Source organism: Bradyrhizobium sp. 61 (assembly GCF_023073075.1).
Classification (GTDB): domain Bacteria; phylum Pseudomonadota; class Alphaproteobacteria; order Rhizobiales; family Xanthobacteraceae; genus Bradyrhizobium; species Bradyrhizobium barranii.
The window spans coordinates 450,407-464,868 of sequence record NZ_JADPIU010000084.1 but is presented as its reverse complement, the minus strand read 5'-3'; the positions used below and the strand labels follow the sequence as shown (position 1 = coordinate 464,868).

Genomic DNA, 14,462 nt, shown 5'->3' with positions numbered 1-14,462 from the left:
CTCGGACGCGAAACCGGCGCCTTGGGTTTGTCGTAACATTCCCTCAAGACGTCTCGGTGCCGCCCCGGCCGGGTGCCTGAACGCTGTCGAACCGAGCCTCAAGGGTTCTAGGTGGTCCAGAACACACCATCCAACTGGAAGAGCCGCATCCGGAATTTCTTTCTGGACCTCGACGCGCGCATCGATTCCTCGCTGTTCTCCTCCGCCAAGGGCATCCGCGAGCTCTACGAGCGCTACTCGACCTTCATGGACCGCTTCTATGTCGGGCGGTGGAAGCGCTGGGTGTTCATCGAGCCGCTGTCGGAGGCCGCGACGCTGGGCCTCGGCGGCCTGGTGGTGATGCTCACCCTCGCCATCCCCGCCTTCCGCGAGACCGCGGACGAGGACTGGCTGAAGAAGTCCGACCTGGCGGTGTCGTTCCTCGACCGCTACGGCAACCCGATCGGCAGCCGCGGCATCAAGCACAACGACTCGATCCCGCTGGAAGACTTTCCGGACGTGCTGATCAAGGCGACGCTCGCCACCGAGGACCGCCGCTTCTACGAGCATTTCGGTATCGACATCGCCGGCACCGCGCGCGCACTCGTCACCAACGCCCAGGCCGGCGGCGTCCGCCAGGGCGGCTCCTCGATCACCCAGCAGCTCGCCAAGAACCTGTTCTTGAGCAACGAGCGCACCATCGAGCGCAAGGTCAACGAAGCCTTCCTCGCGGTCTGGCTGGAATGGCGCCTGACCAAGAACGAGATTCTCAAGCTGTATCTCGACCGCGCCTATATGGGCGGCGGCACCTTCGGCGTCGACGGCGCAGCCCACTTCTACTTCAACAAATCCGCGCGCGACGTGACGCTGGCGGAAGCCGCGATGCTCGCCGGCCTGTTCAAGGCGCCGACCAAATACGCGCCCCACATCAACCTGCCCGCGGCGCGTGCCCGCGCCAACGTCGTGCTCGACAACCTCGTCGATGCCGGCTTCATGACCGAGGGCCAGGTGTTCGGCGCCCGCCGCAACCCGGCCTTCGCGGTCGATCGCCGCGACGAGGCCTCGCCGAACTACTATCTCGACTACGCCTTCGACGAGATGCGCAAGCTGGTCGACACCTTCCCGAAGTCGTACACCGAGCGCGTCTTCGTGGTGCGCCTCGCGATCGACACCAACGTGCAGAAGGCCGCGGAAGACGCCATCGAGAACCAGCTGCGCCAGTTCGGCCGCGACTATCACGCGACGCAGGCCGCGACCGTCGTCTCCGATCTCGACGGCGGCATCCGCGCGATGGTCGGCGGCCGCGACTACGGCGCGAGCCAGTTCAACCGCGCCACCGACGCCTACCGCCAGCCCGGCTCGTCGTTCAAGCCTTACGTCTACACCACCGCGCTCCTCAACGGCTTCACGCCAAACTCGATCGTGGTCGACGGTCCGGTCTGCATCGGCAATTGGTGTCCGCAGAACTATGGCCATTCCTATTCCGGCTCGGTGACGCTGACGCAGGCGATCACGCGCTCGATCAACGTCGTGCCCGTCAAGCTGTCCATTGCCATCGGCCAGAAGGAACAGCCGAAGGCGCCGAACCCGGCCAAGCTCGGCCGCGCCAAGATCGTCGAGGTCGCCCGCCGCTTCGGCCTCAAGGCACCGCTGCCCGACACGCCGTCGCTGCCGATCGGCTCGGACGAAGTCACCGTGATCGAGCACGCCGTCGCCTACGCCACCTTCCCCAACCGCGGCAAGGCGGTGACGCCGCATTCGGTGCTGGAAGTGCGCACCGGTGCCGGTGATCCGGTCTGGCGCTGGGACCGCGACGGTCCAAAACCGCGACAGGCGATCCCGGCCTCCGTTGCCGCCGACATGGCCGGCATGATGAGCCACGTCGTCAGCGAAGGCACCGCGCGCCGCGCCGCGCTCGACGGCATTCCGACCGCCGGCAAGACCGGCACGACCAATGCGTATCGTGATGCCTGGTTCGTCGGGTACACCGGCAATTTCACCTGCGCGGTGTGGTACGGCAATGACGACTATTCGCCGACCAACCGCATGACCGGCGGATCGCTGCCGGCGCAGACCTGGCACGACATCATGGTCACCGCGCATCAGGGCGTCGAGGTCCGGGAAATCCCCGGCATCGGCATGGGCCAGAAGCTGCCGCCGCAGCCGACGGCAGCGCAGGCCAATGCGGCGCCGAAGGTGCTGGAGACCAAGCCCGGCCCGCCGCCCGTGCTGACCAAGCGCGGCGCCGACGTCCTGGTGCGCGTCGAGAAGCTGCTCGATGACGCCGCCAGGACCGCGACCAAGGCGGCTGCCGACGACGACAAGCTGGCCAAGCCGGCCTCGTCGACGAGCGCGCTCGCCTTCCCGCAGAACTACGCGGAAGAGAATGCGAATGCATCCGCTCCGCGCAAGAACTGATCGAAACCCGTGCGGCTGATCCTGATCACATTGACGGCCCTTTTGCTCGCGAGCGTGGTCGGCGTCGGCGCGACCTGGATGACGACGACGCGCGGCACCGAGATCGGCGCGCTGACCATCGGCCCGTGGACCGCCCGCCCCCGCACCGGCACCGCCGACGTCGATCCCTATTCGCGCGCCACCATCGTGCGCAACGGCGAGTTGCCGATCGGCACCGGTGACGGCGTCGCCTTCACCGCGACCGCCGACGAGAAGAAAAAGGCGCTCGACGGCCGCTGCGACGTCGTCGTCTCGGGCGTGACGCCGCCGGCGCGGTTCTGGACGCTGACGCTGTACGACCGCAAGGGCCACCTCGTCGCCAACTCGCTGCAGCGCTATGGCTTCACCAGCCAGGAGATCGTGCGGCAGTCCGACGGGACGTTCGAGATCCGCATCGCCTCGCGCTCGCGCGCCGGCAACTGGCTGCCGACCGGCGGCATCGAGCGCTACGCGCTGATGCTGCGCCTCTACGACACACCGGTCGGGGTCGCGACGCGCACCCAGCGCGATGCGCCGATGCCCACGATCAAGACGGTGGGCTGCTCATGATCCGCCTGATGTTCACCATCGTCGCGGGCGTGGTGCTGGGCCTCGTGGTCCATCTCGTCAGCGTGCTGGCGCTGCCGCGGATCGCGACACAGGACGCCTATTCGCGGCTGACGCCGATGACCAAGCTCAACGCCGTGACGCAGCTTCCCCTCGCCGATCCCAACAATTCGCCGATGCCGTTCATGGACCCGGCCTTCGCGATCGCGATCTGCCGCTACGACCTCACGGGCGGGCCGCTCAAGCTTACGGTGCCGGTGAGCCAGGCCTACACCTCGGTGTCGTTCTACACCCGCAACGAGATCGCCTATTACGCCATCAACGACCGCTCCGCCGGCAAGAAGGTGATCGAGCTCGACCTGATGACCGAGCCGCAGCACAACGAATTGCCTGAGGACGAAGAGATCACCGCGGCCGACCGCCTCATCATCGATTCCCCTGCTACCACCGGCCTGATCGTGATGAAGGCGCTCGCCGCCGAGCCTGGCCTGATGCAGCAGGCGCAAAACTCGCTTCAGGCTGCGACCTGCGCGCCGCAAACAGAGGCGCCCGCCAAGGCCGAAGCGCCGCGCGGACGGCGCTGAGCGCGGCCGTTTCGGCGAGCCGCAATACAAAAACTGAAAAACAACCCCATGCACAGTAGCGGGGGCATTGAAACTGTTAGCTAATTTGAACGACCGATCAGCAGCAGCGCGACCTCAGCGGCGAGACCATTTTGGCCGCCTTTGACACGTCGGGCAAAACACTGGCATGATGGCAACATCGAAAGTTCGTAACACCCGCGGCGGAGCAATCCGCCGCGTTTTTCATGTCGTAGCACAGGTTGCCGTGATCTAAGGATCACCGTCGTCCCCCGCCGCTCGAAAACGCAATCCACTGCGTCGGGTACCTGGCGGAAAGTCCCTGCCCCCAGTGTCAGTCCAAGCCTAGCTCAATATCTCGGGCGGTGCGAGTGCGCCCACTCGCGGGCATGCGCAATGGGCGCGCGCGGCGGCAGGATCGCGCGCAGCTTCTGCGTCGTCGGCAGGCTCTCCATGCGCTCCCGCCATCGACAGAAGGCCGGATATTTCGGGTACATGGCCTTGCCTTCCTCCGTCAGGCTGAACGCAAAGGTGCTTGGCAAAAGGTAGAAATCCGCGATCGAGAGTTCTGGACCGAGGAGGTAGCCCCGACCATCGGCGAGCTCGCGCTCGATGGCCACGAGTGCGTTCTCGACCTTGGGCAGTGCGTGCGCCACCACCTTCTCGTCGGATGCAATCCCGAGCTCGGGAAACACCAGCCGCTCGTGGGTCACATGGTAGATCATGTAGGGATAGACGTAGGAATCGACGACACCGATCCATTGATTCATGCGAGCCCGCGCGTGCGGGTTCTGCGGCGTCAGCCGTGCTCCCGCGAACACCTCGTCGATGTAGCCGACGATGGCGCGCGTCTCGTAGACGGTGAAGTCGCCGTGCCGGAAGATCGGAACGCGGTTGAACGGATGGAGCGCGAGATGCTCGCTCCTGCCCATCACGGGCTCGAGGTCCTCGAAGCGGTAGGCCACGTCCTTGTGGGTGAGGACGAGCCGCACGATGTTGACGAACGTGCTGCGGGGAAAGCCGTAAACGATGGTCTCGGACATCTTTTCTCCTCCCGGTTCGCTTGCTGTCGATCGGGCTCGATCAGCGCCAGAACGGCTTGTTCGCTTGCTCCAAGGCCTCTTCCCGGGTGAGCCCGAGATCGGCAAGGAGATGGGGATTGTCGGCAATCGCGCGAAGATCGTCGCGCTGATTTATCCGCTCGATACGGGCAAGCCATCTGCCGATCAACGCCTGCCATGAATTTTGTTTATGATCCGCAGCCGTCGCGCTGCGTCGAACTCGCGACGGAAAACCACGATCGGCAATAGGTATTGACATTTATTGCCTCCAACTCCCATGATTTCGTGTCGTGGCCGCCTGCATAGGGCCGGCAGGGCAAAGTCCGCAAAGCATCGTTTCTCGGGCCAGCCCCAATTTTTCTCATGAAGTCCCTCAGGAGGGTGCGTCATGCGCCCGCGTTTGCCACCGTTGAACGCACTAAAGGCCTTCGAAGCCGCAGCCCGCCACGAGAGCTTCACGCGGGCCGCCGAAGAGCTGTGCGTCACGCAAGGTGCGGTGAGCCATCAGGTCAAGGCGTTGGAAACGGAGCTCGCCATCAAGCTGTTCAGCCGCGAGCGCCAGCGCCTGATCATCACGGAAGCGGGCCGCGACTATCTCGCGGTGATACGCGATGCGCTGGACCGAATTGCCGCGGGTACGGAGCGGCTGTTGCAGCGACAAAACGCAGGCGTGCTCACGGTCAGCACGTCCCCGGATTTTGCCGCCAAATGGCTGGTGCATCGCCTCGGCCATTTCGCGGAAGCGCATTCGGGAATCGATCTCCGCGTCTCGGCAACGATGCATCACGTCGATTTTGCGCGTGAGGAGGTCGATCTTGCGGTCCGCCATGGCGATGGAAACTGGCCGGGCCTCGATGCCACAAGGCTCTGCACGGAACGGCTCTTCGCCGTATGCAGTCCCAAGCTGCTGTCGGGACGCCGCCGCATCGGCGGGGTCGCGGATATCCTGAGATTTCCCCTGATCCACCTCGACAGCAGATCCGACTGGGCAAATTGGCTACGTGGCGTCGGCATTGACGACGCCGATGTCACGCATGGTCCGGTGCTCAATCGCGCCAGCATGGTCATCGATGCCGCAATCAACGGCCAGGGCATCGCCCTGGCCCGCACGACATTAGGGGCCTGGGACCTGATCAATGGACGGCTGGCGCTGCCCTTCCCGGAGTCGGTGCCATTGTCGAAGAGCTATTGGATCGTCTGCCCCAAGGCGACCGCGTCACTTCCGAAGATTGCGACATTTCGTGACTGGCTGCTCGCGGAGGCCGCGAGCGACCTGCGCCTGCTTAAATCCGTCACCGGGACACCAAAGGCAGCGAGGCGGCGATAGGCCTCTTTCCGGCGATTTTCTCGTCCGCGGAGAATAGTCCGAGGTGGTAAGCCGCCGGGGCTTCGGCTGATATCAACGCAGTCCGAACGACAGTACCGATGCGATCAGCGACAATCCCGCGAGCAGCAAAAGCGCCAGCACGGTCCTGCGAAAGTTCTCATCGTTGATCTTGCCGAACAATTTGAACCCGGACCAAAGGCCGGCGACCATGAAGGGAACGCCGAGCGCATAGAGCACCAGCGTCTCCCTGGTGATGGTGCCGGCTACGGCTTGAGCGGTCGAAATGACAACGAACGCCACGAACAACACCGGCTGAAACACCGCGCGCTGCACGTCCTTGGGCCAGCCGCGCCATTGGCAGGAAATCGTCGAGATCACGCCGCCGAGCCCCGTCAGGCCGCCAAGCAAGCCGTTGGAAACGCCAATGGCGATATCGGCCCCGACTCCGATCTTCACCGGAGCGAATACGGGCTTCGTCAGGCCATAGATTGCGTAGAGCAACAGCAGGAGCCCCACACCAAATCGGAGGTAGCTGGGGTTCAGGTAGGCGAGAATGCTGACGCCGATCGGGATGCCGACGACAGTTCCGAGCGCGAGCGGCCAAGCCTTCCGAAGGTCGAGGAGATGTCGCAGCTTGAAGATGCCGTAGCCCTGCGTGAGCAAGCCGTAGCCTGCGATCAAGGTAGCGGTCTGCATCGGCGTGATGATGTGCAGCCAGACGCCCGACACCACGAGGCCCATGGCGAATCCGGAAAAGCCGCTGACGAAGCCGCCAGCGAGCGCGGCAAGTGCGAAGAGAGCGAAGACAGGTCCATCCATGGGTCGTCTCCCCAAGAACAATGCAGGCGAGCACTTGGATGGATATCCATCTGATGGGGAGGTCGCGGGTCCCCGCAATCGATCACTTGTTTACCTCAGCGTCCGATCCCCCATCGCCTCGAAATGCGGGCCCGCGCCTCTTTCAGGATTCCCCGGCGTATCGATCGTACAATTTGGCGGCGTTCTCCCAGCGAATGGCCTCCATGTAGACGTCGACATAGCGGGCGGCGGCAGCGCCGAAATCCATGTGATAGGCGTGCTCATACATGTCGAGCACCAGCACCGGCCGACCGCCGGCGAGCGTTGTCGTATGATCTGCGGCCCATTGATTGATGAGCCGCTCGTCACGGGGTGAATAGGCAAGGATCACCCACTCCGAGCCGCCGCCTTCGGCCTTGCCCATGGCTGCGAATTCCGTACGCCAGCGCTCGATGCTGCCAAAGTCGCGCGCAATCGCATCGGCGAGAGCGCCGCTCGGCCTCTCGGCTCCACCAAGACCGTCGAAGTAGATCTCGTGCAGGATCATCGAGTTCGTTGCGATCAACTCCTCGCGCTTCAGGCCGTTGATAAGAAAGTTCGGCGCCTTGGCGAAATCGAGCTCTGCGAGCTGCGCGCCAATCGCGTTGAGCCGCTTCACGGCCCCGCCGTAGTTGTTCTCGTAGTGGCTGATAAGAACCTTTTCGGAGATGCCGTTGATCGACTTCGGATCGAACAGCATCGGCTTGGCTTCGTAACGCATCGGGCGTCTCCTTCCCCCGATCTTTGGCTCAACTCTTCGTGCTGGCAGTCTTGTCCAAGGCCGCACGCAATCCTTCGGCGAGCTTGACGGCGTCGTCGTTCGCCCAGAAGTGCATGAAGAAAAGTCGCGGCTGCTCATCCAGCATGTGGCTATGCAGCGCGGTCACCTCGATGCCGTGCGTGCGCAGCGCCAGAATGACAGGGTTGACCTCGTTGCCCGTCAGCACGAAGTCGCCCGTGATGGCCGCCTTCCCGCCCCCGGTCGGCTGGAAGTTGATACCGATCGCAACGCCCATTGGAGCGACGGGGGTCAATGGCATGCCATCTTGCGTGATCGGATCACGTCGCTTCACGTTGAATTGGTAGACGCCTCCGTTGGCCTGTCCCTTGCTGCCGATAATCTGGTCGAGCTTCGCGGTGTCGAGATCCACGGCCGGCGGCGGGCTCGCCGGCGCTGCGACGGTCAATGGAGTCTTGCTTTCGGCAAGTGCATCGTGGATCGCAGCGGCGAGCTTGACCGGGTCCCCGTGCCCGGCAACATGCATGTAGAACGTCGCCGGACTCGCGCGCAGCAAATGATTGTGGATGGCGGTGATCTCAAGGCCATTCGCGATCATCTTCGCCATCACGGGATTGATCTCGGTTTCGAGCAGCACGAGGTCGCCCATGACCATGACGCCGCCGTGCCCAGGCTTGAACGCGACCCAGCCGCCGAGCGCCAGCGCCGGCTTGATCGTCACCCCGTCCAACGTCACGGAGAGATCGCTGCGGGGAAAGCCGTAGCGGTGGACGTCGTCCGAGACGGCGGGCTTGCGGCCCAGCGTCTCGTCAACCTTCTGCCAGTCGATGTTCTGCGCTTGAGCCGTCGAGACCGAGCCAAGGAGGCAGGCGCCGAGACCGATGAACGCGAAGAGTGTGTTTCTCATTGATGTGCTCCAAAGTCTTGAAGCAGCTGCGGCTAAGCACGCCCCGAGATTGATCGCATCGGCCCATCAAGCGGGAGGCCCAATCCTGGACGTCGCGCGAGCGTCGCCCGGCGCCGGGTATCAGGCGGGGGTCGGCTGAGACGTCCCCGTCAATGCGCGCATCGATAAGCGCCGGCGTATTCGCCGTGCCGATCAGTCTAGATAATCTGCCGGAAGAAATGGGGATGTATGATGCTGACATGCTGCGCCCTTGGTGATTAAGGACGCGATACTTGGGCATGTCGCCTCACGGGGAGATCGCACATCCCCGTAGCGGCGAATTAAAACCCGGATGGCCGAACTGTCAACCTGCTTAAGTCGGGGAATGCAGAAGTCATCGGAGGCACGTCGCGAGGATAGCACCGACGGTTTGGAACCTTTTGCACGTCGAGCAAAAGACCGGCATACCGGCAGCATCTAAAGTTCGTAACACCCGCGCGGAGCAATCCGTCGCGGTTTTTTTCATGTCGGAGCAAAGCGAGCCATGATCGAAGGATCGTCATCGTCTCCTGCCGCTCGAAGCCGAGTGGACGTAAGTTTGCAACGCCCGAGATTCTAGACTAGCCTGTTCCTCAGCCCCACGCCCTGCCGTAAGCAGGTGTGAAGCTCCCCGCCACGACGGATTGCGGGCAAGTCCAGTTTCGCGCACCAGCGCATTTTTTCCGTCGTGACCATGCGAAACAATTCCGCCGCGTTCGGCTCGGGCGCAATCATCGGTACCTTGGGCGGCCTCGTCGGGCTCGGTGGCGCCGAGTTTCGTCTGCCGCTGCTCATCAGCTTGTTCAGGTTTCGCGGTCTTGAAGCCGTGATCCTCAACAAGGCGACGAGCCTGATCGTGGTGGCCAGCGCACTGCCATTTCGTGCCCGCGCCGTTCCCTTTGCCGAAATATATGCGCATTGGCCGGTCATCCTGAACCTGCTGGCGGGCAGTCTTGTTGGCGCCTATGCCGGAGCATCCTGGGCGACGCGCCTCAAGTCCGAAACGCTCTACAAGATCATAGCCGTCTTGTTGCTGCTGATCGCAGGTGTGCTTCTGTTCGCACACGGCACTGCGGCAGCACCCGCCCCGGCGCTGACCGGCGTGTACCTGATTATCGCGGGCGTAGCGGCAGGCTTCGTGATTGGCATCGTGGCGTCGTTGCTCGGCATTGCCGGTGGAGAATTCCTGATCCCCACCCTGATCCTGCTGTTCGGCGCGGACGTCAAGCTGGCAGGCAGCCTCTCACTCGCGGTAAGCCTTCCGACGATGCTCGTGGGCTTCGCGCGCTATAGCCGCGATCAGAATTTTTCAGTGCTCCGCGCCAACTGGCAGTTCATGCTTGCAATGGCGATCGGATCGATCGTCGGTACATTCATCGGCGGCTTGCTGCTCGGCGTTGTCCCGAATTCGATTCTTTTGCCGGGATTGGCTGCGATCCTGGTCATCTCAGCCGTGGAGATATGGCGGCACGAGTAGAGCTGGCTCAGCCGTGATGCGTTCGATCCATCCGCGCCCAGAGCAGCGCGAACGGACCGAGCGCAATGCCGGCCGCAAGAACGACGAACGCCAGCAGCCAGCCGGTCGCGCTCTGTGGGCCGCCGGCGGCGTCGAGCGCGGCGCCGGTTCCCCAGGCTCCGACCGCCGACAGACCGAAGCCGACCGTCGAATGCAAGACCAGGGTCGCGCCGCGATGTTCGGAAGTCGCCGCGGCAGACATGCCGGCAGTCAACGCACCTGAATCGGCGGGCACGGTCAGGCCATAGGCGAGGAGCAGCAGTGCGAGCACCCATGCCGGCGCCGTCGCGTTGAGCCCGATGATAAGTGCGACGCAGGCCGACGCGATCATGACGACCGTGATCGCCCGATGGCGGCCGAATTTCAGCGCGGCCTCGTTGCCGAGGATGCTTGCGGGCATCGAGATCACCGCAAAGCAGAAGCTCAGCACGACGGGGCTCAACCAAGACGGCGCGCCCTGGTGCGCAACGACGAAGGTCCAGAACCCAACCAGCCAGGTGCGGATGCCGTAAAGCTCGAAGCAATGCGCGCCGTAGCCGAGGATGTAACCGAGCGCCTCGCGGTTGGCGAAGACGGGTGCGAAGTTGAGCAGGCGCCCCGCCTTCGGCGCGGGCCGCTGCTCCCGCATCAGAAGGCACGCGACGACCATGGCGACGGGACCGAGGCCGGTGACGAGGAAGGCGGTGCGCCACCCCCAGCGGTCGGCGATCAGTTGGGCGACCAGGAACGAGAGGCCGACGCCGACCGAGAAGCTCGAGGTGTACAGCGTAACGGCGCGCGAGGTGTCGCCGGCGGGAAGCCGGTCCGTCAGCGCCTTCAGGCCCGGCATGTAGGCGCCGGCAAAACCAAGTCCTGCAAGGGACCAGATCGCGGTCGCCGACCAGAACCCTTGCGCGAAGATTCCGAACGCTGCAGTCGCGAGCCCGCTGACGATCGAGCCCCAGAGCAGGACAATCCGCGCATCGATCCGGTCGGTCAACGTCGTCAGCACGGGCACCGCGAGCATGTAACCGAACGCATAACCGCTTGCCATCAGCCCGCCTTCGGCGGCGGAGAGGCCCCACTCCGGCATCAAATGCTGCGCCAGATTTGCGGACAAGGTCACATGCGGCAGCAGGTTGCCGACCTGCCCTATGCACATCACCGCAATCAGAGACCGGCCGCCGAGCTTACGAATTTTGTTCTCCTACCTGGAGCGGCGTTGAGTTTGCCCGCTCGGTGCGAAGCAGCAAGAGCGCGAAGAAGGCCGAGACCGAGACGAGCGCGCTGATCCACAGCGCACTGCTGCCGATGTGCTCCACCATCAGCCCCAGTGCGAGCGGCGCGGCGGCACCCGTCAGTCTAGAAGGCAGCGAGATCATGCCGACCCGCTTGCCGAATCCGGCCGGCCCAAACAGCGCCAATGGGAGTGTCCCACGGGCAATGGTGATGATGCCGTTGCCCGCTCCGTACAGCACCGTGAAGGTCGACGCGAGCAAGGGTCCGCCCATCACCAGCGCAACGACGCCAATCGGATTCATCAGCATGGCCAGCCTCGCCGAGAGCAGTGGGTGAAACCGGGCGAGCCATCCTGCTTCCAGCAGCCGCGCGCCGACTTGCGCAGGCCCCACCAACGCTCCCGCGAGCAGGGCCTGAGCCGGTGTCGCGCCGAACGCAACCAGCATGGTCGGCAGAATGGCCGAAATGCCCGAACTGACGAAGCTTGCTGCCGCGAACATGTAAGCCAGCAGCACCATCGCAAAGGTCTCGCTCTGGCGTCCGGATTGCTGGATTGCACCCGGCCCCGGTTGAGCCTGCTGGTCCAATGGGACGGCGCGCGGCAGCGAGAGATTGAGCGGCAACGCAACAGCGATATGGATCGCCGCCCATACCTGACAGGCGACGCGCCAGCCGTACTCCGACGCGAGCCAGGTCGTGAGGGGCCAGCCGAGCGTGCTGGCGAAACCGGCGATCAGCGTGATGCCGGTGATGGTTCGTCGTGCATTGGTACCGTAGATGCGCGCAAGCGTCGCAAAGGCCGCCTCATACAGGCCCATGCCCATGCCGATCCCGAGCAACGCCCAGGCCGCAATCAGCACGGCCACGCCATGGGCCACGGACAGCAGGAGCAGGCCTGCCACAAACACGAGGTTCGAAATGGCAAGCAGGCTGCGCCCGCCAAACGTATCGATGGCATGCCCCACGCGCGGGCCGAGCAGACCAGAGATGACGAGCGCTCCCGACAGCGCGCCGAACACGTAAGTCGGCGCGAGACCGAGATCGCGCGCAATCGGCGCAGCCAGGATGGCCGGAAGATAATAGCTCGACGCCCATGCAACCGTTTGCGCGGTGCCGAGCGCGGCGACGACGCCGAGCGCGCCTCGGGCTTGGCCCGCGAGAACTTGCTTCATGAACAACCGCACCCCGAAGCGCCGGCCTTCTTGGCCGTTTCGTCGGCAGCACAGCAGGCGGACAAATCCTGCTTCGCCGGCCCGCCGCAACATCCCGACGCGGTCCCGGCGGCCTCGACACCGCCACGCGTGCAGACGCCGGTCTCCGGCAGCACAAGCTCCACCCTCGCCGCCGCCTCCTTGTCGCCCGCGAGATCGGCCGCAATTGAGCGAACCTGCTCATAACCCGTCATCATCAGGAAGGTCGGAGCGCGGCCGTACGACTTCATGCCAGCCATGTAGAAGCCCGCTTCATCATGCGCGAGCTCGCGCGCGCCGTGTGGACGCACCGTCCCGCAGCTATGCTCGTTGGGATCGATCAGCGGCGCCAGAGCGACCGGTGCCTCGATGGCGGGATCGAGCCGCAAACGCAACTCAGACAGGAACGAGAAGTCAGGACGGAAACCTGTCGACACGATCAGTTCGTCCACGACCACGCTTCGCCCACCGCAACAGGACCCTGCCGCGATCTTGAGGCGGCCTTCGGAGTCCGAGAGGTGCGTGACGCCGAATTCGGTTTCGACCTTGATCTTCCCGGAGGCAACCAGTGCGGCGAAGGCACTGCCAAGTTCGCCGCGCGCCGCGAGTTTATCGTTACGGCCGCCGCCAAAAGCCTTCGCGGGATCGGCGCCGCGCAACAGCCAGACAGGCTGCGTACCCGGCACTTCGTCGGCGAGATGTACGAGATCGATCAGCGTGCCTACCGCTGAATGGCCCGCGCCCAAGACAGCAACGGTCTTGCCAGCATATCTGGAACGAGCGACACCCCGGACATCCGGCATGCCATAGGCGACACGGTCGCCGTATTCGGGCTCGCCGATCGCCGGCAAGCCATTGCGGCCGGCCGGATTGGGGGAGAACCAAGTGCCTGAGGTATCGATCACGGCATCTGCACGCAGAACCTCGGGCCCCTTGCCGTTCTGATAGCGGATTTCAAAAGGCGCCTGCTCGCGCCCCTTGGTCTTTGCCTTGTCGAAGCCGACGCGGCTGATGGCCGAGACGCGGCTGGAGGTCCGGATCACATCGCGTAGCGACGTTCGCGTCGCGAGCGGCGTCAGGTATCGATCAAGCAGTTCGCCGCCGGTCGGATAGGATTGCGGGTCCGGCGAATTCCATCCCGTCGGTGCAAGCAGGCGCGCGGCGGCCTTGTCGACATTGTACTCCCACGGCGAGAAGAGCTGGACCTGCTGCCACTGGCGGACGGCGTGTCCGGCTTCGGGTCCGGCCTCGAGCACAATGGGGGACATGCCGCGTTCGAGCACGTGCGCGGCCGCAGCCAGGCCGACCGGCCCTGCCCCGATAATGGCAACTGTCTTTCCGCCGCTCATTTCGCTACTTCCATTATTCTAGAATCATCGAATAAATCGGCCAAAAAAATCAGGCCGCCGTTTTGGTATCCTTGCATTCGGTTTCGTCCGCACAGCACTCCGACACCAGGAAATCCACCAGGCCCCGCATCCCGTCGTAATTCGCGTGGCAGACCAGGGTCGTGGATTCGCGGACCTGACTAATGAGCCCGACCGCAACCAGAGACTTGATGTGGTGAGACAGCGTCGATGCCGGGATCTTCAGCTTGTCCTGCAAGCGGCCGACGGGCATGCCCGGCTGTCCAGCCCGGACCAGGGCCCGATAGATCTGAAGCCGGGTCCGGTTACCCAGGGCTTCCAAGCGTACTGCTGCGTCATCGATCTTCATGTGCATAAGATGCGTCGATCCGCCCTCGCCGTCAACCGTATTTCTAGAATATTGGAAATATGGGAGAGACCGCCGCCGGCGGGGCGGCTTCAGCAGCACTTTCCGTTCTGCTGGATCGGCGGACAAGGAACCGATCCGTACGAACAGAAGACGCAGCAATCGCCGCTCGTCGGCTTGAGCCGGGTCCCGCATCCCTTGCAATCGTAGAAGAACTGACAGGCGTCGGTCGGCATGGTTTCGGCTGAGGCGTGATGACAGACCGGACACGTAATGACCGATTGGGTTTGCATTGCCGGCTTTCCTCGATCGCAAGACACAACGCATTCTAAACGCGGCGAGTTCGGAAATTCAATTGACGCTTTATCATCAT

15 protein-coding genes are annotated in these 14,462 nt (G+C 63.9%); 5 read left to right on the top strand and 10 right to left on the bottom strand.

What is annotated here, in order from left to right:
* Window positions 1-111 precede the first annotated feature (111 nt).
* Genes IVB46_RS35605 through IVB46_RS35595 form a run of 3 tightly spaced genes read left to right on the top strand, consistent with a single transcriptional unit; the run spans window position 112 to window position 3,566 of the window.
* The gene (locus tag IVB46_RS35605; RefSeq protein WP_247308425.1) at window positions 112-2,397 is read left to right on the top strand and encodes a PBP1A family penicillin-binding protein; all 2,286 of its coding nucleotides are present in this window, start codon (window positions 112-114) and stop codon (window positions 2,395-2,397) included.
* Window positions 2,398-2,406: 9 nt separating this feature from the next.
* Entirely contained in the window at window positions 2,407-2,985 is a 579-nt protein-coding gene (locus IVB46_RS35600; RefSeq protein WP_028149914.1) for a DUF1214 domain-containing protein, read from the top strand.
* Window positions 2,982-3,566, top strand: a complete 585-nt coding sequence (locus tag IVB46_RS35595) for a DUF1254 domain-containing protein (RefSeq protein ID WP_063984559.1) — start codon at window positions 2,982-2,984, stop codon at window positions 3,564-3,566. Before IVB46_RS35600 ends, IVB46_RS35595 begins: the two co-directional genes overlap by 4 nt.
* Before the next feature lie 347 nt (window positions 3,567-3,913).
* On the opposite strand, the gene IVB46_RS35590 is transcribed toward IVB46_RS35595, so the two are convergent.
* Together IVB46_RS35590 and IVB46_RS35585 are read right to left on the bottom strand one after the other, a co-directional pair.
* Window positions 3,914-4,606: a glutathione S-transferase family protein gene (locus IVB46_RS35590; protein WP_247308424.1), complete on the bottom strand. Its 693-nt coding sequence runs from the start codon at window positions 4,604-4,606 to the stop codon at window positions 3,914-3,916.
* Between the two features lie 40 nt (window positions 4,607-4,646).
* Window positions 4,647-4,883, bottom strand: a complete 237-nt coding sequence (locus IVB46_RS35585) for a hypothetical protein (protein WP_247308422.1) — start codon at window positions 4,881-4,883, stop codon at window positions 4,647-4,649.
* A gap of 129 nt (window positions 4,884-5,012) precedes the next feature.
* Between IVB46_RS35585 and IVB46_RS35580 the strand changes: the two genes are divergently transcribed.
* Window positions 5,013-5,951: a transcriptional regulator GcvA gene (locus IVB46_RS35580; RefSeq protein WP_247308420.1), complete on the top strand. Its 939-nt coding sequence runs from the start codon at window positions 5,013-5,015 to the stop codon at window positions 5,949-5,951.
* 72 nt (window positions 5,952-6,023) lie between these two features.
* Here the strand turns inward: IVB46_RS35580 and IVB46_RS35575 are convergent, their stop codons facing one another.
* The 3 genes from IVB46_RS35575 to IVB46_RS35565 all read right to left on the bottom strand — a co-directional run bounded on the left by IVB46_RS35575 (window position 6,024) and on the right by IVB46_RS35565 (window position 8,434).
* Window positions 6,024-6,770: a sulfite exporter TauE/SafE family protein gene (locus IVB46_RS35575; protein ID WP_247308418.1), complete on the bottom strand. Its 747-nt coding sequence runs from the start codon at window positions 6,768-6,770 to the stop codon at window positions 6,024-6,026.
* Window positions 6,771-6,912: 142 nt separating this feature from the next.
* Window positions 6,913-7,509: a Fe-Mn family superoxide dismutase gene (locus IVB46_RS35570; protein WP_247308416.1), complete on the bottom strand. Its 597-nt coding sequence runs from the start codon at window positions 7,507-7,509 to the stop codon at window positions 6,913-6,915.
* A gap of 28 nt (window positions 7,510-7,537) precedes the next feature.
* The gene (locus IVB46_RS35565; RefSeq protein WP_247308414.1) at window positions 7,538-8,434 is read right to left on the bottom strand and encodes a DUF1259 domain-containing protein; all 897 of its coding nucleotides are present in this window, start codon (window positions 8,432-8,434) and stop codon (window positions 7,538-7,540) included.
* Window positions 8,435-9,146: 712 nt separating this feature from the next.
* Here IVB46_RS35565 and IVB46_RS35560 point away from each other — a divergent pair.
* Window positions 9,147-9,929, top strand: a complete 783-nt coding sequence (locus tag IVB46_RS35560; protein ID WP_247308412.1) for a sulfite exporter TauE/SafE family protein — start codon at window positions 9,147-9,149, stop codon at window positions 9,927-9,929.
* A gap of 7 nt (window positions 9,930-9,936) precedes the next feature.
* On the opposite strand, the gene IVB46_RS35555 is transcribed toward IVB46_RS35560, so the two are convergent.
* The 5 genes from IVB46_RS35555 to IVB46_RS35535 form a co-directional block, all read right to left on the bottom strand.
* On the bottom strand, window positions 9,937-11,109 hold the full coding sequence (locus IVB46_RS35555) for an MFS transporter (protein WP_247344616.1): 1,173 nt from the start codon (window positions 11,107-11,109) through the stop codon (window positions 9,937-9,939).
* Between the two features lie 28 nt (window positions 11,110-11,137).
* On the bottom strand, window positions 11,138-12,358 hold the full coding sequence (locus IVB46_RS35550) for an MFS transporter (RefSeq protein WP_247309105.1): 1,221 nt from the start codon (window positions 12,356-12,358) through the stop codon (window positions 11,138-11,140).
* A complete protein-coding gene (locus tag IVB46_RS35545; protein WP_247308408.1) occupies window positions 12,355-13,725 on the bottom strand; it encodes an NAD(P)-binding domain-containing protein in 1,371 nt (456 codons plus the stop codon). The genes IVB46_RS35550 and IVB46_RS35545 overlap by 4 nt, the downstream gene beginning before the upstream one ends.
* Window positions 13,726-13,774: 49 nt before the next feature.
* Window positions 13,775-14,092, bottom strand: coding sequence for a helix-turn-helix domain-containing protein (locus IVB46_RS35540; protein WP_247308406.1), 318 nt, complete (start codon window positions 14,090-14,092; stop codon window positions 13,775-13,777).
* An 89-nt stretch (window positions 14,093-14,181) separates the two neighbouring features.
* Window positions 14,182-14,382: a GDCCVxC domain-containing (seleno)protein gene (locus IVB46_RS35535; protein WP_080586512.1), complete on the bottom strand. Its 201-nt coding sequence runs from the start codon at window positions 14,380-14,382 to the stop codon at window positions 14,182-14,184.
* Window positions 14,383-14,462 lie beyond the last annotated feature (80 nt).

Coding starts and splice junctions, on each gene's coding strand:
- IVB46_RS35540 (WP_247308406.1), bottom strand. CDS start 14,092: ATGAAGATCGATGACGCAGCAGTACGCTTGGAAGCCCTGGGTAACCGG.
- IVB46_RS35565 (WP_247308414.1), bottom strand. CDS start 8,434: ATGAGAAACACACTCTTCGCGTTCATCGGTCTCGGCGCCTGCCTCCTT.
- IVB46_RS35575 (WP_247308418.1), bottom strand. CDS start 6,770: ATGGATGGACCTGTCTTCGCTCTCTTCGCACTTGCCGCGCTCGCTGGC.
- IVB46_RS35555 (WP_247344616.1), bottom strand. CDS start 11,109: ATGTGCATAGGGCAGGTCGGCAACCTGCTGCCGCATGTGACCTTGTCC.
- IVB46_RS35585 (WP_247308422.1), bottom strand. CDS start 4,883: ATGTCAATACCTATTGCCGATCGTGGTTTTCCGTCGCGAGTTCGACGC.
- IVB46_RS35580 (WP_247308420.1), top strand. CDS start 5,013: ATGCGCCCGCGTTTGCCACCGTTGAACGCACTAAAGGCCTTCGAAGCC.
- IVB46_RS35570 (WP_247308416.1), bottom strand. CDS start 7,509: ATGCGTTACGAAGCCAAGCCGATGCTGTTCGATCCGAAGTCGATCAAC.
- IVB46_RS35535 (WP_080586512.1), bottom strand. CDS start 14,382: ATGCAAACCCAATCGGTCATTACGTGTCCGGTCTGTCATCACGCCTCA.
- IVB46_RS35545 (WP_247308408.1), bottom strand. CDS start 13,725: ATGAGCGGCGGAAAGACAGTTGCCATTATCGGGGCAGGGCCGGTCGGC.
- IVB46_RS35595 (WP_063984559.1), top strand. CDS start 2,982: ATGATCCGCCTGATGTTCACCATCGTCGCGGGCGTGGTGCTGGGCCTC.
- IVB46_RS35550 (WP_247309105.1), bottom strand. CDS start 12,358: ATGAAGCAAGTTCTCGCGGGCCAAGCCCGAGGCGCGCTCGGCGTCGTC.
- IVB46_RS35590 (WP_247308424.1), bottom strand. CDS start 4,606: ATGTCCGAGACCATCGTTTACGGCTTTCCCCGCAGCACGTTCGTCAAC.
- IVB46_RS35560 (WP_247308412.1), top strand. CDS start 9,147: ATGCGAAACAATTCCGCCGCGTTCGGCTCGGGCGCAATCATCGGTACC.